This window comes from Maribellus luteus (genome assembly GCF_003576475.1).
Taxonomy (GTDB): Bacteria; Bacteroidota; Bacteroidia; order Bacteroidales; family Prolixibacteraceae; genus Draconibacterium; species Draconibacterium luteum.
Map to the genome: position 1 here is coordinate 437,547 of NZ_QWGR01000003.1, position 16,568 is coordinate 454,114.

Annotated in this window: 16 protein-coding genes; 1 reads left to right on the plus strand and 15 read right to left on the minus strand. The window is 44.7% G+C overall.

Annotated features, from left to right (window positions below):
* Window positions 1-39: 39 nt before the first annotated feature.
* The 10 genes from ahpC to porQ form a co-directional block, all read right to left on the minus strand.
* On the minus strand, window positions 40-603 hold the full coding sequence (gene ahpC / locus D1614_RS07415) for an alkyl hydroperoxide reductase subunit C (protein ID WP_119437438.1): 564 nt from the start codon (window positions 601-603) through the stop codon (window positions 40-42).
* Between the two features lie 435 nt (window positions 604-1,038).
* A complete protein-coding gene (locus D1614_RS07420; protein WP_119437253.1) occupies window positions 1,039-2,661 on the minus strand; it encodes a lytic transglycosylase domain-containing protein in 1,623 nt (540 codons plus the stop codon).
* A gap of 1 nt (window position 2,662) precedes the next feature.
* Window positions 2,663-3,289, minus strand: a complete 627-nt coding sequence (locus D1614_RS07425; RefSeq protein WP_119437254.1) for a DUF5683 domain-containing protein — start codon at window positions 3,287-3,289, stop codon at window positions 2,663-2,665.
* 58 nt (window positions 3,290-3,347) lie between these two features.
* Complete coding sequence (locus tag D1614_RS07430) at window positions 3,348-4,217, minus strand: ParB/RepB/Spo0J family partition protein (protein ID WP_119437255.1); 870 nt, start codon at window positions 4,215-4,217, stop codon at window positions 3,348-3,350.
* A gap of 9 nt (window positions 4,218-4,226) precedes the next feature.
* Entirely contained in the window at window positions 4,227-5,030 is an 804-nt protein-coding gene (locus tag D1614_RS07435) for a ParA family protein (protein ID WP_119437256.1), read from the minus strand.
* 121 nt (window positions 5,031-5,151) lie between these two features.
* Window positions 5,152-6,102, minus strand: coding sequence for a bifunctional heptose 7-phosphate kinase/heptose 1-phosphate adenyltransferase (locus D1614_RS07440; RefSeq protein ID WP_119437439.1), 951 nt, complete (start codon window positions 6,100-6,102; stop codon window positions 5,152-5,154).
* A 139-nt stretch (window positions 6,103-6,241) separates the two neighbouring features.
* Window positions 6,242-8,713, minus strand: a complete 2,472-nt coding sequence (priA, locus tag D1614_RS07445) for a replication restart helicase PriA (RefSeq protein WP_119437257.1) — start codon at window positions 8,711-8,713, stop codon at window positions 6,242-6,244.
* Between the two features lie 59 nt (window positions 8,714-8,772).
* Complete coding sequence (locus D1614_RS07450) at window positions 8,773-9,636, minus strand: 4-hydroxy-3-methylbut-2-enyl diphosphate reductase (RefSeq protein ID WP_119437258.1); 864 nt, start codon at window positions 9,634-9,636, stop codon at window positions 8,773-8,775.
* On the minus strand, window positions 9,633-10,328 hold the full coding sequence (gene cmk / locus D1614_RS25945; RefSeq protein WP_119437259.1) for a (d)CMP kinase: 696 nt from the start codon (window positions 10,326-10,328) through the stop codon (window positions 9,633-9,635). Before cmk ends, D1614_RS07450 begins: the two co-directional genes overlap by 4 nt.
* Window positions 10,329-10,382: 54 nt before the next feature.
* On the minus strand, window positions 10,383-11,411 hold the full coding sequence (gene porQ, locus D1614_RS25950; RefSeq protein ID WP_119437260.1) for a type IX secretion system protein PorQ: 1,029 nt from the start codon (window positions 11,409-11,411) through the stop codon (window positions 10,383-10,385).
* 515 nt (window positions 11,412-11,926) lie between these two features.
* Between porQ and D1614_RS07465 the strand changes: the two genes are divergently transcribed.
* On the plus strand, window positions 11,927-12,799 hold the full coding sequence (locus D1614_RS07465) for a PIG-L deacetylase family protein (protein WP_119437261.1): 873 nt from the start codon (window positions 11,927-11,929) through the stop codon (window positions 12,797-12,799).
* Between the two features lie 131 nt (window positions 12,800-12,930).
* Here D1614_RS07465 and D1614_RS07470 read toward each other — a convergent pair whose 3' ends face one another.
* From D1614_RS07470 to D1614_RS07495, 5 genes are all read right to left on the minus strand, one after another.
* Window positions 12,931-13,755 carry an alpha/beta hydrolase gene (locus D1614_RS07470; protein ID WP_119437262.1) on the minus strand — a complete coding sequence of 275 codons (825 nt, stop codon included), beginning with the start codon at window positions 13,753-13,755 and terminating at the stop codon, window positions 12,931-12,933.
* A 242-nt stretch (window positions 13,756-13,997) separates the two neighbouring features.
* Window positions 13,998-14,321 (minus strand): hypothetical protein, encoded by a 324-nt coding sequence (locus tag D1614_RS07480; protein ID WP_119437264.1) that lies wholly within the window; start codon window positions 14,319-14,321, stop codon window positions 13,998-14,000.
* A 125-nt stretch (window positions 14,322-14,446) separates the two neighbouring features.
* The gene (locus tag D1614_RS07485) at window positions 14,447-14,941 is read right to left on the minus strand and encodes a hypothetical protein (RefSeq protein WP_147384090.1); all 495 of its coding nucleotides are present in this window, start codon (window positions 14,939-14,941) and stop codon (window positions 14,447-14,449) included.
* Window positions 14,942-15,030: 89 nt separating this feature from the next.
* Complete coding sequence (locus D1614_RS07490; RefSeq protein WP_119437266.1) at window positions 15,031-15,534, minus strand: YkgJ family cysteine cluster protein; 504 nt, start codon at window positions 15,532-15,534, stop codon at window positions 15,031-15,033.
* A gap of 39 nt (window positions 15,535-15,573) precedes the next feature.
* Window positions 15,574-16,509 carry a DMT family transporter gene (locus D1614_RS07495; RefSeq protein ID WP_119437267.1) on the minus strand — a complete coding sequence of 312 codons (936 nt, stop codon included), beginning with the start codon at window positions 16,507-16,509 and terminating at the stop codon, window positions 15,574-15,576.
* Window positions 16,510-16,568: the final 59 nt, after the last annotated feature.

Here is a 16,568-nt window from a genome sequence, read left to right on the forward strand (position 1 = left end):
TTGAGCTGCCCTCCCCTATGATAAATTAAAATCTTGTCATTAAATCACTCCAACCAGGTCGATGCTTGGTTTCAGAGTTTCGCTTCCTTCGTTCCATTTAGCAGGACAAACTTCCGACGGATTTTCGGCAACAAACTGTAGTGCTTTCAGGCGGCGCAGCAATTCTTCTGCATTACGGCCAATGTTTCCGGCTACTACTTCGTAAGCTGCAATTTCTCCCTCAGGATTTACGATGAATGTTCCGCGTTCTGCCAAACCGGCTTCTTCGATCATCACATCAAAACCTCTTGACAAAACACCTGTTGGGTCGGCCAACATCGGGTATTTGATCTTCTTGATGGTGTTGGAAGTATCGTGCCATGCTTTGTGAACAAAGTGTGTATCGGTTGAAACCGAATAGATTTCGCAATTTCTTGCTTTGAATTCCTCGTACAAATTAGCCAGGTCTTCCAATTCAGTAGGGCAGACAAAAGTAAAGTCGGCCGGATAAAAGAAGAAAACAGACCATTTACCCAAAACATCCTCTTTTTTTACTTCTTTGAAGTTTCCGTTTTCGAAAGCCTGTACTTTAAAATCTACTACTTGTTTTCCAATCTGTGACATAATTATTCTTTTTAGTGTTGTTTGTTTTTTCTTTAATTCGGGCACAAACATAGAAAGCCGTTTGGTACCAATCAAACAGATAATTTCTATTCGGAATAGAGGATATTTATAGAGAGGAACTATCGATATCGAAAATCACATCAATTATCGCAATTTAACCATAAGTGCAATCAACTGATTTCCAATACAGATAAAAGATGACACTTGAACAATTAAGGTTTACCGGAAGTCATCATTTCCGGGAGGAAAACAGGTGACTGAGAAAGCTAATTCTCATAAAATAATTTTAACGAAAGGAAATTATGCTTGAAATAAACAACACAAAAAGCGGGTTGATGTCAAAACCAAATCTAAAATGAAAAAAGGATAAAATACAATCGCCCCGGAATGTTTATTGTACATATTAATCATTCCCAAACGAAGCCTGACTTGAGCTTAGCTCTTACGTTTGATCTTCAGTTTTTGCCCAACATACAGCCCACGATCGTTGGAAAGCTTGTTTAGCTGCATGATGTCGTCGGCACTGATACCGGCATATTTCTGCGCAATCTCCCAAAGCGTATCCCCGTTTCTGACTGTGTGGTAAACATAACCCGGATCAAGCGGAGTCTCCGTTTTTTTCTCGGCTACCTGCACACTTTTCCCAACAGACTGCTGTTTTTCGGCGAACGACATGGTATTTATTTTGTCGTATTTTTCCTTTTGCCCCTGCGGAACATAAACAGCCAGTTTTTGCCCCACGCGAATCATATCGCGGTGAATGTTGTTCCAATACCGCAGATCAGACGATCGCACTTTAAACCACGATGAAATATACCCCACATTGTCTCCCGACTTAACAGTATAAACCACTTTGTCTTTCCCTTTTATATCAACCGGGGTAAAATGACTGCCACTGCTGGTGGTAGGATTTACCAAAGTATTGTTCGGAAAATACTTTTCACGATTGTAGGCAAAAACAGCGGTATCTTTATCGATAAACGCCATCAGTTTATTGTTGGGAAGAATAAGCGGGTACGGTTTATCTTCTTTGGCAGGGATTACATTGCGACGGTACATCGGGTTCAAAGCCGCCAACTCTTCTTTATCCATTTCAAGCGAAGCCACTACCTGGTCAAAATGGAGGTAATCGTTCACCATTACGGTATCCACCGAAAGCGAAAAGTTGGGATATTGCGGAATCAGGTTATGTTCCTTGTAATATTCAAACGCATAAGTGGCTGCAATAAAAGCCGGTACATAACCTCGCGTTTCGCGCGGAAGCCGGTAATAAATCTCCCAGTAATCTGTTTTCCCGCCCGAGCGGCGAATTGCCTTGTTTACGTTTCCCGGGCCACAGTTGTACGCTGCAATGGCCAGGTACCAGTCGCCATAAATGTCGTACAAGCGTTTCAGATAGCGTGCTGCTGCATCTGTTGCTTTCACCGGGTCGCTTCGCTCGTCCACAAACGACGTAACCTCCAGTTTCATACTTTTGGCGGTTCCGTACATAAACTGCCACAAACCAACAGCCCCTGCACGCGACCGTGCTGTTGGATTCAGCGCCGACTCAATAATAGCCAGGTATTTTAGCTCCAGCGGCATATCGTATTTATCGAGCGTCTCTTCAAACATCGGGAAATAATAGGCAGAAAGGCCCAGCATGACTTCCACCAGGCCCCGCTTTCGTTCGGTGTACATCTGGATGTACTTTTTCACCACATCGTTATAGGAAAGATCAATGGCCATTTCCACATCCTGCAGGCGGCGAATGTATACTGAATCGGGAATATTGGTCGGAAACTGATCCGTAAAGTGTACTTCCGTACTGTCAAAATGAAAACGCATTCTGAACTCAGCCGAATTTAACAGGCTGTCCATACGCTCGGAGAAAATCTCATTTAAATCGTCCTCCAGCTTCATCTCTTCCTTTAGCATCGAGTCGGAAGCCATCGAATCAACCAGCGTTGTATCAGCCGCCAGGTCAAAATCAACGATCAGCGAGTCGGGTTCCTGCGCGAATGCACCAACAGAAAAATACAGGATAATGATTGCGCTGGTAATAATGTATCGGAACATGCTAGAATGTAAATGATAGGTTTACGCCGTAGAGAGGCACATTGTTAAAAGAACTCATGGTAGGCTGCCAGTTCATGGTCAGGTCTTCACTTATATCGAAATCAAAAAAGTGAGCATCTACACTGGCATCGATAATATTCAGTCCGTAAAAGCCAACAAAACTAATGATAAGAAGATCGCGGTTTCGCCGGTAATAATCCTGCTGCCGCGTTAGGTTGGTTTTAAAGTTAGCCTTATCCGTTTCACTGTTTTCCAGATCGTAATACTGTGCACCGTTTAAATCGAGGTACGAATTTGTATTCGGATCGGTGTCGGTAAAATCGCGGTAAGCCAGTTTCATTACCTTGTAGTTGTCGTTATTCCAGTGAACAAAATAACCGATCGTACCCAAGCCGGCATACACAAGCGGAATTTTCCAGTATTTTTTATTGTAAGCCTGCCCCAAACCAGGAAGTATGGCAGAGTAAATCGTTGCTTTGGTTGGCGAGTGTTTTACCTCGGCTTTCTCTTCATCGATGTGCATAACACGGGTAGAGTCGACCTCAAGTTTTTGGGCAGCAGCACCAAAACCAAGGAAAACCAGGGTTACAACAACTACTATTTTTGAAATCAGACTACCTGCGTTCACTCGATTAATTTTGCGCAAAAATAGAAAATACGACAGGTTATGGAAGACTCGTTTTGCTTTATTTTTGATTTTCAATTATTTTAACAATTCTCTCCAGGTCTTTTTCCGACTTAAAAGGAATCGTAATTTTCCCTTTTCCCTTCTCGTCCATCGAAAACCCGACACGGGAATTGAAAATACTTGTAAGCTGATGTTTAACCGTTTCGAACGCTTTGGGAAACTTCTCTTTCACCACTTTCGCCGCGTCCTTTTCTCCGCCATTGTTCAGGTCGCGAACGATTTCTTCGACTTTGCGCACCGAAAAACCATGCTTCACAATCTGTTCAAAAATCATGATCTGAGTATCGGCATCTTCAATGTTGATAATGGCGCGGGCGTGTCCCATCGAAATTTCCTTGTCGATCAGGCCTTTTTGAATCACAGCCGGAAGTTTCAGCAAACGCATGTAGTTGGCAATCGTAGAACGTTTTTTACCCACTCTCGAGCTAAGCTCTTCCTGCGTGTATCCCAGTTCTTCCATCAAGCGCTGGTAGCTAAGACCAATCTCGATCGCATCCAGGTCTTCGCGCTGGATATTTTCAACCAGGGCCATTTCGAGCATGCCATCGTCTTTGGCTTTTCGAACGTAAGCCGGGATACTTGTCATGCCGGCCAGTTGCGAGGCCCTAAAACGGCGCTCTCCGGCAATGATCTGGTATTTGTCTTCTGCAATTTTCCGTAAAGTGATCGGCTGCACCAAGCCAATTTCCTTGATGGAAGTAGCCAGTTCCTGAAGTGCATCCTCATCGAATTTGGTACGCGGCTGAAAAGGATTTGCTTCAATTTTACTTAAATCAATTTCACTGATACCGGCACCTTTCTGAATTTTCTCAGCATCGTCGATCAGTGCTCCAAGCCCTCTTCCCAGTGCGTTCCTTTTAACCATCATAACAATATTCTAATTTATAACAACATTCTTTTCTTTTGACATTTGGGTCATCTCGTTTCGCTGAAGTATTTCACGGGCCAGGTTCATATGGTTGATTGCTCCGCGCGAACTGGCATCGTACAATACTACGGGCTTTCCGTAACTCGGCGCTTCACTCAGCTTTACATTTCGCTGAATAACGGTTTCAAATACCATTTCCTGGAAGTGATGCTTTACTTCTTCGTACACCTGGTTCGAAAGATTCAGGCGCCCGTCGTACATCGTCAGCAAAAAGCCTTCGATCGACAATTCCGGATTTAAACGGCTCTGAATAATTTTAATGGTATTCAGCAGTTTTCCCAAACCTTCCAAAGCGAAATACTCACACTGAACCGGGATAATCACAGAATCGGACGCGGTAAGCGCGTTTACGGTAATCAATCCCAAAGACGGAGAACAGTCGATAAAAATAAAATCATAGTCCTCTTTTAACTGCTCAATGGCATTTTTCAACACCTTTTCCCGGTTGGGCAAATTCAACATCTCAATTTCAGCTCCAACCAAATCAATGTGCGAAGGAATAATATCCAGGTTTTCAATCTGAGTTTTCAGAATTACTTTGGAAGCTTCAATTTCATCTACGATACATTCGTAAATGCTCGACTGTACATTGTTCACGTCCAAACCCAATCCCGAGGTTGCATTCGCCTGCGGATCGGCATCAATCACCAAAACCTTCTGCTCCAACACTGCCAAACTAGCCGCCAGATTGATCGTTGTGGTAGTTTTTCCTACCCCTCCTTTTTGGTTTGCCAATGAAATTATTTTTCCCATTTACGCGTCTTTTTCTTTTTTTAGAGTGATTTCAAAGGTAACAATTTACCCCTAACCTGCTCACATTTTTTATCAACGTGTTATCACTAGGCTATTAACGATTGGGGACTAAAATCGTGTATTAAAATTTCTTGGATTTCATTTCTTTTCGCAACTGCTCTGCATCAACCGGCACAACGCCCAGTTTTTCGCAAACAAGGCCGCCTGCCAGGTTCGACATCAGCGCCATGATTTTGGGAGGCAGACCGGCCGCCATTGCCAGGCTTGCCACGCTGATAACGGTATCTCCGGCTCCTGAAACATCAGCAATATCGCGAATTACCACCGGGTAATATTGCTCTTTTACCCCGTTACTGATAAAAACACCCAACTCAGAAAGTGTAATAAAAATCAGCTTCAGGTTTTGCTCTTTCTTGAATCTGTCAGCGCAAGCTTTTAGTGCCTCCAAATCATCTTTGGCAATCTGCAACCCTGTGCCTTCCACAAACTCTTTAAAGTTGGGTTTGAAAAGTGTCACATCCCGGTAATTCCTGAAATTCCGTTTCTTAGGGTCAACAGCCGTCGGAATTTTTCGTTCAAGAGCCACCTTATTAATTGCATTGAACAACGACGGTGTTACAACTCCCTTGTCGTAGTCCACAAAAACAATCACATTCACCGGATTTTCATCCAGCTCCTTCAAGATTGCATTTACCAAAATTTTCTCCATCGCAACAGAAATAGAACTGGTTGATTCTTCATCTACCCGAACAATCTGCTTTCCTCCACTAATGATTCGGTTTTTAACCGTTGTATTCCGGCTGGGATCAACAAAGATTCCCTTCCGGGTAAGCTCCCGCTTTTCCAGCAGGCTTAAGAATTCCTTTCCGTTATCGTCTTCTCCAACCACCGAGAACAACACCGGAGTTGCTCCTAGGGCCTGCAGGTTTCGGGATACGTTGGCAGCCCCGCCCAAACGGTTTTCCCGCTTGGTAACCGACACAATCGGCACCGGTGCTTCCGGCGACAAACGCTCTACTTTTCCCCAGAGATACGTATCAAGCATAGCATCTCCAATTACGATTACTCGCATTTGGGCAAACTGCTCAAAGATTTGATTTACTTCTTTACTATTCACAAAAAGGTCTTAAACGCTACAAATCTATAAAAAAAACGATGCAGGAAAAATGTCAGATGCCATAAAAAGTCAACCGTGAATCAACAATCCGGATTTACATCGGGTCGGCATCGATATTAAAAATACAATTGCTAAGCGAAGGCATTGATCTCACCTTTTTTACAGCCGCCATAATTCCCTCTTTTACCTGGTCCAGGTGAAGCCTCCGGTCAATTTTGATCCATATTTCTTTGTGGTGCCACAACTGAATTCGGCTGATCAACGGGAACTCAGGCCCAAGAATCACCAGCTCCTTGTTTTTTCGAAGACCGTTGGCCAGTTCCTGCGCGGCTCTGTCTACAGTATCGATGTTTTTGTGTTTCACCACAATTTTCACCAGCCGGAAAAACGGCGGATACTTAAAGAGCTGCCGCTCTTCGAACTGCTGCTTCAGCACTTTTTGGTAATCCTGCTCCTGAATGAGTTGAATAAGCGGATGATCGGGTTGCGAAGTCTGGATCACTACGGTTCCGCGACGGTGTTTCCGACCGGCCCGCCCGGCAACCTGCGAAATAAGCTGGTAAGCCCGCTCGTGTGCTCTGAAATCGGGAAAGTTGATCAGGTTATCTGCATTCAGAATCCCAACTACGCTCACATGTTCAAAATCAAGACCTTTGGTTACCATTTGAGTTCCGATCAAAATATCGGTTTTCCCGTCCTCCAGGTTTCGCACAATCTTCTCAAAGGCATTTTTTGTTTTGGTTGAATCCAGGTCCATCCGGTCGATTCGGGCATTGCGAAACAACTGCTTGATTTCGTCTTCAATTTTCTCGGTTCCGAAACCGCGCGTTTTGAGCTCGGGAGATCCACACTCGTCGCAACGGTCGGGCAAGAGATACGAATAGCCGCAATAATGGCAGCTAAGCCGCTTTTTGTATTTATGATAGGTAAGACTTACATCGCACCGGGTACACTTCGGAATGTGCCCGCAGGTAAAGCATTCCACAAAAGGCGAATACCCCCGCCGGTTTTGGAAAAGAATGACCTGCTCTTTCTTTTCCAGCGCATCTTCTACCAGGTTGTATAGCTGCGGGGAAAGAATCGAATGCATCTCCTTTCGCTTGTAGGCCCGTTTAACATCGGCTACCAAAATCTCGGGGAGCTCCATTTCGGAGTGGCGCCGGGTAAGATTTACCAGACCGTATTTTCCTGTTAAGGCATTGTGATATGATTCGTAAGATGGCGTTGCTGACCCGAGCAACACTTTTGCATGGTGCTGAAATCCAAGAACGACGGCCATGTCGCGTGCATTGTAGCGCGGCGCCGGATCAAATTGTTTGAATGAATTTTCATGCTCTTCATCCACCACTATCAATCCCAAATTGCAGAACGGCAGAAAAACAGCTGAACGTGCACCCAGTATCACCTGGTAGCCCTCACCTGGTTTTCCCTGAAACAGAAGTGTCTTTTCCCAGATTTCCACCCGCTCCGAACTATTCAGCCGCGAATGGTAGATCCCCACTTTGTGACCAAAAACATTCTTTAAACGCTGAACGATCTGAGTGGTCAGCGCAATTTCGGGAACCAGGTACAAAGCCTGTTTTCCGGTTTTTATCGCCTCATCAATCAGATGAATATAAATCTCGGTTTTTCCGCTGGCAGTAATCCCATGAATAAGTGTTACCTGCTTCGATTCGTACGATTCCCGGATCTCTTCCAGCGCTTTTGCCTGGTACTTGTTCAGCAGGTTCATACTCACCTGCCCGGTTTTTTCTCCTTCAATGCGGGAAACCTGTTTCTGATACTGGATCAGTACCTCCTTGTCGACCAAGCCCTTTAAAATTGACGTGGTGAAATTTGTCCCTTCAAACAGGTCTTTTCTCGCAATTTCAGAAAGTGCACCCTTCTCAAAAGCGTTGATGGCTGAACAAAAATGCCACAACAAGGCCTCCTGTTTTTTGGCGCGTTTTATTTCTCCTGCCTTCTTATTCAACACCTCTTCTGAAGTAATATCGGGATGCAGCTTTACAAACGCCTCTGTTTTGGGGCGGTACTTTTCGTGCACCTTTTCCTCTACATAAACGAGCTCTTTCTGCATCAGGGCCTTTAACGCCGGATAAGAAAACCGGTCCTTTAATTTGCGCTCCAGTTCTGCCAGAACATTGGTGCCTTTCTCAATTTCCAGCATCAGACCTTGCTCAACATCTGTCAACAGAAATTCTTCTTCCGACCCGGTAAGAAATATTTTGGATTTGCTTTCCAGCTTCAGACCCGTAGGCAACGCTGCGCGAAATACATCGCCCAAGGTGCAGCAATAGTATTTGGCGATCCAGTGCCACATTTCAAAGTTTTTTGGCAACACCACCGGATGCTCGTCGAGCACCTGCTGAATTTCCTTTACCTCAATGTCCTCCGGTTTTTCCGTAGAAACCGAGCTAACCAAAGCAGCATAAAATTTCCGTTGCCCGAATTGTACGATCACACGCTTGCCCGGCGCCACATCCTGCTCCATCGACGGCGGGATGCGATACGTGTAGGCATCGTGCAAAGAAAGAGGCAATATAACTTGTGCAAAAAGCTGTGGCATGTATAGAATTTACCTTGCCTAAAAGTACGCAAAAAAGTTTTCAGGGGGAAAGCCAACGACTACGCGAAATTCTCGCGTACCCAGCCGGCAACGTCTTCCATCAGCCAGTTGGGAGTGGAAGTTGCACCACAAATGCCCACTGAGTTAACACCTTGGAACCACTCGCGATCGATCTCTTCGATGCCCGTAATTTTTTTTGAATTCGGGTTAACTTCTTCGCAAATGGTAAAAAGATATTTCCCGTTTGAGCTTTTTACGCCGGCAATAAAAAGAACCAGGTCGTATTTAATGGCAAATTTCTTTAGGTTGGGAACCCTGTTTGATACCTGCCGGCAAATCGTATCCTTGATCTGAAGCGGAACTCCGGGCTGTACTTTTGATTTAACGGCATCGGCAATCTCGTGGAAATCCTCGATACGCTTGGTGGTTTGAGAATACAGCGAAACAGGGCGGCTCATATCAATCTTATCCACGTCGGCCACACTTTCCACCACAATGGCGTTGTTATTGGTTTGCCCGTCGAGGCCAATAATTTCGGCATGGCCTTTTTTCCCGTAAATCACCAGCTGGCCTTCCTGCGATTTGTTTTGCAGGTACGATCCTTTTACTTTTTCCTGCAGCGTCAGCACCACAGGACAAGTGGCATCGATCAGTTCGATGTTATTCTTCTCAGCATACTCGTAAGTTTCCGGAGGTTCGCCATGTGCACGGATCAGCACCTTGCAGTTGCTCAGTGTAAAATATTCATCTTTGGTAATGGATTTCAACCCCATGTTTTCGAGCCGCTCCACTTCCTTTCCGTTGTGCACAATGTCACCCAGACAATAAAGTTTGTCTTCGTGTTGCAATTCTTTTTCTGCCGCCTTGATGGCATTAATTACCCCAAAACAAAATCCCGAACCTCTGTCAATCTCAACAATCATGCTTCAATAATCTCCTTTACTTTGTTTATCGTCCACTCCAGCTGCTCTTTGCGGCTCAAATGGCTGTTGTCGAGTACTACCGCATCATCGGCCTTTTTTAACGGACTTACTGCGCGCGTGGAATCGATTTTATCCCGTCCTTCCACGTTGGCCAGAATCTCCTCAAAATTTACCTCCTGTCCTTTTTCTGTTAACTCGAGGTAGCGGCGTTGCGCCCTGATCTCAGGAGAAGCCGTCATAAAAATTTTCAGCTCCGCATCCGGAAAAACCACTGTTCCAATATCGCGGCCATCCATTACAATGCCTTTGTTCCGCCCGTTTTCGCGTTGCTGGTGCACCATTTCTTCGCGCACCTCGGCAATGGTGCTGATCGGGCTTACATTTTCCGACACTTCCAGTTGGCGAATCTCGTCCTCTACATTCTCTCCGTTCAGAAAAGTGGTGTTCATCCCCTTTTCCTCGTCCCACTTAAACGTAATGCGAATGTCTTTCAGTCCCTCCAGAATTTTTTCCTTGCTGGGAACCTTGTTTTCAATCCAGCCATTTCGAAGGGCCACCAGCGTTACTACGCGATACATGGCGCCGGAATCGATGTAAACATAGCCCAGCTCTTTTGCAAGGGCTTTTGCCATGGTACTTTTCCCGCAGGAAGAATGTCCGTCGATGGCAATGATGATTTTTTTAGTACTCATAACGATTTCGCATCAGCAAAGATGGGAATTATTTAAGATATTCTTGTCCTTTTCTCAGAAATTGTCGTTCAGATTAATGGCTACCGAGAACAGGTTCGAGGAGCCTGCCAGGTGAAAACGCGAGATGCCGTAGTCGAGTCTGAAACGTTTAATCTTCAGCCCAAAACCAGCCGAAAACCCCACAGTAGAAGCTTTGTCGTCGAACTTAAGTTCCTGCCTCCGCTGGTAGTTGTAACCGGCCCGCAAGGTAAAATTAGGCGATGGCATAAGTTCCACTCCCAGCACCAGGTGCCGCATAAACTGTTTGGTGAAACTCTCGTCGCGCTCGTAAATATTTTCGGTGGTAAAATCGGGATCTTCTTGGGGCGTATAAAGTTTCCAGTGGTTTAAATTCTGAAGCGTTGCCATCAACACCACCGGGGCATGTTGCAATTTTTGGCTGATGCCCGCCTGCAAATTAAAAGGAATGCTTTCCCGTTTTCCGTTTTCGTAATAGGTAGTCAGCTGCGTTCCCATGTTCCGCGCTACCAGCGCAAAAGTGGTATAACCCGATTTGCTGGTAAAATTAAGCCCCACATCGGCAGCTATTCCCAGCGACTGGTAGGTTTCGAACGACGAAAGAATGGGTTTCACAATCACGCCGTATTTCAGCCGTTTGTATTGATTTGAATAAATCAGGTTCAGAGCATATTCAGCAGCATTAAAGGTGGCACCCGTTAGTTCTCCCCCTTCGGTGGCCTCGTCAAACTCTCCGTAGTTGATGTAATGAACCCCCACCGCAAAATTACCGACGCCTTCGTACGACTTTGCATACGACGCATAGCCGTAATTTACATCGGCCAGGTAATTTACATAATTCACCAGCAGCTTGTTGCTCATATAAGGCGACAACTGCGATGGGTTGTGGTACGGAAGATTCAGGTCGCCGGAATCGGGAACCGCAATCTGGGTGCCACCCAAAGCAGCGATACGTGCCGAGTTGGTAAGCTCCAGAAACTGGTACGTATTTTCTCCCCCGATCTGTGCACGACCGGTTAACACCAAAAATCCGAGTAATAAAATGAGGTAAACTTTTCGCTTCATCCGCGATTTTAATTTTCAGTAAAACGCCAAAGGTAATTAATTAGTATAATTTGAAACTTTCAAATCACTGATTTACTTCTGAAGCAGAATACAAATTCGTCATTTTATAGCTGTCCGGCTCAATGTTTTAGGTGGCAGCAACATATTCTGCTTCCCTATCGCTTCTAATCCTCAGCTTTCCACAAGAACTTCTGTCTACCCTAATCGATTCTTTATACACGTCATTTTCTGAATTTGAAGAAAACACAAACGACTTTAATAAGAAATATGGAATAAGGAATAAAGAATCAGGAAATATTGGCTCAAATATTCAGTTTCCGACATTTTTTTATTCGTTGTTCCTTATTTTTTATTTCTTATTTTTTCTGATTCATATTATGAAGATAAAGAGTAGCCCCAAAAGAGAGCCCGCCCATCCTTTTTTCTTCTGAATCAAAATTCAAAAAAATGGATTCGATATCCGGGAAAAGATCAGTAGCTTTATCCGGGCAATAAACCAATCCCAAGTAGACCCTATGAAAAAAATTATCATCCTTTCCATCAGCATTTTTACTTTTTTATTTGCAGCCTATTCACAAGAAAAAATTAATGTAGTTGTTATTGGTGCACACCCCGACGATTGTGATATCGACGCGGGAGGAACGGCGCTGAAGTATGCCCAAATGGGGCATCGGGTACTGTTTGTTTCCCTGACCAACGGCGATGCCGGGCACCACGAAAAAGGCGGAGGCGCACTGGCCCGGATCAGACGCGCGGAAGCACAGGAAGCCGGCAAACGGCTGGGTGTAAGCTATCTCGTTCTTGACAATCACGATGCAGAGCTGATGCCCACACTGGAAAACCGCCATGAAATTATTCGTATCATTCGTGAATGGAAAGCGGATGTTGTGATCAGCCATCGTCCTTACGACTATCATCCTGATCATCGCAATGCCGCACTTCTGGTTCAGGACGCTGCCTTTTTGGTGGTGGTGCCCAACGTTGTTTCCGATGTGCCGGCTTTAAAGAGAAACCCGGTTTTCCTGTACTCGCACGATAGCTTCCAAAAGCCTTCTCCGTTTAAACCCGACATAGCAGTGGACATTACCGATGTTGTTGAGCAAAAAATTTACGGGATGGCCGCGCACGAATCCCAGTTTTTTGAGTGGCTTCCGTGGCTTAACGGTACCTTGGATCAGGTTCCGGCCACCGACGAACAACGCGTTAAATGGCTGGCAGGGTTTCGGATCTCCCCCATTGGTGATGAGCTGCGTCAGTCGCTGGTGAAATGGTACGGCGCGGAAAAAGGAGAACAGGTAAAAGTGGCAGAATCGTTCGAAATTTGTGAATTTGGACGTCGCCCGTCGGAAGACGAAATCAGACGCCTGTTTCCGATGATGGGGAAATAAACAGGTTTCCGGAAGCTGTACTTCCGGGCTTTTAGCCATATACAAGGAGCCACAGGCGCAGGTCGACAAACTCTAACTGGAGTTATTCTTCACGCTTGTGGCTCCTTCTTTTAATATCCTCTAACGTTGAATTATTTCTCCTCCGCAGAAGTCGTCTTTTCTTCATTCAGCTTTTCAAATGTAAAGACCAAACCGTTGTAAACATCCACATAGGGAACATGATGTTCATTTTCCAACAGATCAACCTTCCATTTTAAATTCTCGGGAGACTTTTCTTTTAGCAAAGTCTCAAAATGAGGCATGGCTTTCAATACATTTTGATAATCATTCTCGCCGTATATTACATACAAAGTTTTATCAAGACTTTCGATGTTACCAAAGAATTCAACTGTTTCTTTCAGCACATAACCGTTCCCATAAGCGAGCATTGGGCTGCTTAAAATGTAGGATTTAAAAAGCTCCGGCTTTTTCACCAGGACATGACAGGCAAACATGGCGCTATTGGAAAACCCGGCCAGGATGCGAAGCGAATCGGCCCTGTAATTCGACTCGATAAAAGGGATCACTTCCGCACTTATCGATTCCAAAAACGTATCGGCTCCTCCCGAAGTAGGTCTCCGGGCCAATTTAAACGGGAAAACTTCGTTCCAACTGTCTTTATTGCTGATTCCGACTACAATAAACTCAGGGATTCCATTGCTGCCTTCCACATGCCAGGCAGCTGACTTTGCCCGAAAATAATTCGACTCCGGAAACAATACATACAAAACGGGATAGTCCTTTTTTGTATCCTGATAGTCCATTGGCAGGCTTATGTACAGTTTTCTGCTTTCTCCGTAAAGCTCCGAATCGTACGCGACTATTTGCGTAATTGGGATTTCGTTATTCAATTGGGCAAACAGGGTGCCCGGAATACTTAAAAGTATTGCCACAAAAAATACCAGTTTGTTTTTCATTCTATTTCATTAATGGGTTGAGTTAGCTGAGAGATATTGATGGTTTTTTATCTGCACAATTCCTATAAACTTACTGACAACAAGCCAGCAAGGTATCTCAATGAAATATCTGATATTATTTGGCCTCATCAAAATGGGGAAATTGCTCCCAAAGGCCCGCTTTTATGTTCGGATTCCCGCCTGACTTTACCGGCAGGATTTCAACTAAATGATTTTGCTTTCAAAATCGTCATCTCGTTTATTTAAAACCAGTGCAATTTATAATTGAGGTAATTGACAAAAAGCCACAAAGCAAGCACTGCAACCACTAAACTTACTACAAGCAAGATGTAACGCCCCCTGTTTTCCCGGATCAGTTGCAAACGAAGCTTTGCCTTGTATTCGCGGGGGTATTTCTTTTTCTGAAGGTTGTCGAGCTTTCGGTTTTTGAGGTGATAGTATTCGGTGGCGCTTCGGTCATTTATATTTCCACCGCCACCGCCATCGGTTTTGCTCTTTTTCCCTAAAAACTTCTTGGGCTTCATTGTGGTAATCCAGCGTTGCATGCCCATTCCGTGGTATCCCATGATCGCAGTATTTGAAAGATGCTTAAAGTTACCATTTTTTCGTTACCTCCTCCGGCATCTTAATATACTGTAAAGCAGGTTTTATGACTTGTTTCCCGCTTTCAATTAAAGGAGAAAAGAGTTTGTTATTTCTGAAAAACAAACAATCCCTCGTCGCCGCGTACTGAACCATCGCCGTCCATATCAAGGCGCAAGGTTAACTCGCCCGGCACAAAAAACCAAGCTCCAATAAAAACGGGATGAATGGATAAATGAGCGAAAACATCCTCTCCAAAATTACTGTCGCCCTCGCGGGAGTTCAGCACTATTTCATTCTCGCTAAATACGGCCAGCTTTTTTATTTGGGCTTCCAGGGTGTTGTCGACAACGGCTAGCGTTCCGCTGAATTTCTTGTTCAAAACATAGGAATCGCCCAACTGTACCGAAATTTCCGAATTGAATGTCTGTGCTTCAAGAATCAGAACTTGCTTGAGATTGGCATCCAGTTCGTCATCGTGCCAGGTTCTTTCCCAGGTTCCGACATACTTCGGAGCTACTTCTTCATTTTCTGATTTTGAGCATGACTCTGCGATAAAAAACATCAGCAAAAAGCTGAGTAATGTACAATTGCACAATTTCATGTATCCTTTTTCAACTATTAGTCTGATCAAATATAATCTTTCCCAATAAAAGATCTTTCATACCGTAAAGCCACACAGATCAAAAAAATCTAGCGCTGTTTTTGCTTTAGCTCCTCAATGATTTCATACACCACCGGGCAAGTTTCGCAATTCAGATGCGACAGTTGCAGAATCTGGTAAAACCGCTTGCGGTCGGTGTGCGGGTATTCGCGGCAGGCACGCGGACGGTTTTCGTACACCATGCAGTAATTGTCGGGCATAAGAAACGGACAGGGATTGTCGCGAAAAACCATGTCGCCGTCTTCGTCTACCCGGATGTACTGCTCCATAAAATCCGAAGCTTTCATTTTCAGGTGTTTTGCCAAACGTTCCACATCCTTATCGATGAGCCGCGGACCAATGGTTTTACAGCAGTTGGCACAATCGAGGCAATTAAACTGCGCAAAAGCATCAATGTGCAGCCCCTGTACAAAATCATCCAGGTCTTTGGGCTTTTTCTTTTTGAGTTTTTTCAGAAATGCCGCCGTTTCTCCCCGTGTTTTGTCAGTGAGGAGCTTTAGTTCTTCCGGCGTTTTGTACTCAACTTTTCTCATACTGTTTTCTGATTACTGCAACTGAAAACTGATCGCTGTCTATCCTTTTCGCTGTGTGGTAATTTCAATCGGTTCCAACTCTGGGTTTCGTTTTCGCTTTCTTCTAATCTGGGCCAGGAAAAGACCGCTTACCACAATCACAATTCCAACCACCTGCTGCACACCCAAACTGTCTTTCAGAATAAAAAACGAAAGGATGGCCACAAACACCGGGATAAGGTTGATAAAGGTATTGGAACGGTTCACGCCCAAATGCCGGATGCTTTGCGTAAAGAAAACAAAGGCCAGGGTTGATGCAAAAACCGCTAAAAAGATGATGGCGCGAAATGCCTCTTCGTGAAACGGCTGATGCACAAAATCCTTCACTTCGAGCGAGAGCCACACCGGCAGAAAAAAAACCACTCCAATTACATTCTGATAGGCAAGAATGGTTAAAGTGTTGTATTTACCCACCAGTTTCCGCAACACAATGGAATAGGCAATGGCCGCAAAAACTGCCATAAATTCCAGTCCAACACCCAAAGGCGAGGCATCGAATTGGAAAGCACCGTTTAGCACCACCAGCCCCACTCCCAAAAACGAAAACAGTAAACCCAGGGCATTCATCCACCTGACTTTTTCACGAAAAAAGAACCAGGCTGCCACAGGCGAAAACAGTGGAATGGTGGCCACAATTACCGCCGCCACGGTGGAAGAAATATAGATAAGCCCATAACTTTCGCCAATAAAATACAGGAAGGGCTCAAAAAAAGCCATCAAAATAAACAGCCAGATATCCTTTTTTTCGGGCTTTTGCAGGCGTTTCATAAGAAGCGCAATGGCCGTGATCAACACCGCCGAGATGGCCAACCTGAAAATAACCACAGTAATGGGGCCGTATCCCTGGTAAGCAATTTTGAACCAGATAAATGAGAAACTCCAGAAAAAAGCAGCTCCCAAAGCTGAGGCATATGCCAGAAAATCCTTGTTCTTCATTCCTTGATTTTGAAGCGTCGAAATTAGTGATTAAACTGTGAACATGGTTTTCAAATTAA

Excerpts from the sequence above, each read along its gene's own strand:
- D1614_RS07430 (WP_119437255.1), bottom strand. The coding sequence starts at position 4,217 with ATGATGGTTAAAAGGAACGCACTGGGAAGAGGGCTTGGAGCACTGATC.
- porQ (WP_119437260.1), bottom strand. The coding sequence starts at position 11,411 with ATGAAGCGAAAAGTTTACCTCATTTTATTACTCGGATTTTTGGTGTTA.
- D1614_RS07465 (WP_119437261.1), top strand. The coding sequence starts at position 11,927 with ATGAAAAAAATTATCATCCTTTCCATCAGCATTTTTACTTTTTTATTT.
- D1614_RS07485 (WP_147384090.1), bottom strand. The coding sequence starts at position 14,941 with ATGAAATTGTGCAATTGTACATTACTCAGCTTTTTGCTGATGTTTTTT.
- cmk (WP_119437259.1), bottom strand. The coding sequence starts at position 10,328 with ATGAGTACTAAAAAAATCATCATTGCCATCGACGGACATTCTTCCTGC.
- D1614_RS07480 (WP_119437264.1), bottom strand. The coding sequence starts at position 14,321 with ATGGGATACCACGGAATGGGCATGCAACGCTGGATTACCACAATGAAG.
- D1614_RS07440 (WP_119437439.1), bottom strand. The coding sequence starts at position 6,102 with ATGCGAGTAATCGTAATTGGAGATGCTATGCTTGATACGTATCTCTGG.
- D1614_RS07495 (WP_119437267.1), bottom strand. The coding sequence starts at position 16,509 with ATGAAGAACAAGGATTTTCTGGCATATGCCTCAGCTTTGGGAGCTGCT.
- ahpC (WP_119437438.1), bottom strand. The coding sequence starts at position 603 with ATGTCACAGATTGGAAAACAAGTAGTAGATTTTAAAGTACAGGCTTTC.
- D1614_RS07435 (WP_119437256.1), bottom strand. The coding sequence starts at position 5,030 with ATGGGAAAAATAATTTCATTGGCAAACCAAAAAGGAGGGGTAGGAAAA.
- D1614_RS07420 (WP_119437253.1), bottom strand. The coding sequence starts at position 2,661 with ATGTTCCGATACATTATTACCAGCGCAATCATTATCCTGTATTTTTCT.
- D1614_RS07490 (WP_119437266.1), bottom strand. The coding sequence starts at position 15,534 with ATGAGAAAAGTTGAGTACAAAACGCCGGAAGAACTAAAGCTCCTCACT.
- D1614_RS07470 (WP_119437262.1), bottom strand. The coding sequence starts at position 13,755 with ATGAAAAACAAACTGGTATTTTTTGTGGCAATACTTTTAAGTATTCCG.
- priA (WP_119437257.1), bottom strand. The coding sequence starts at position 8,713 with ATGCCACAGCTTTTTGCACAAGTTATATTGCCTCTTTCTTTGCACGAT.
- D1614_RS07450 (WP_119437258.1), bottom strand. The coding sequence starts at position 9,636 with ATGATTGTTGAGATTGACAGAGGTTCGGGATTTTGTTTTGGGGTAATT.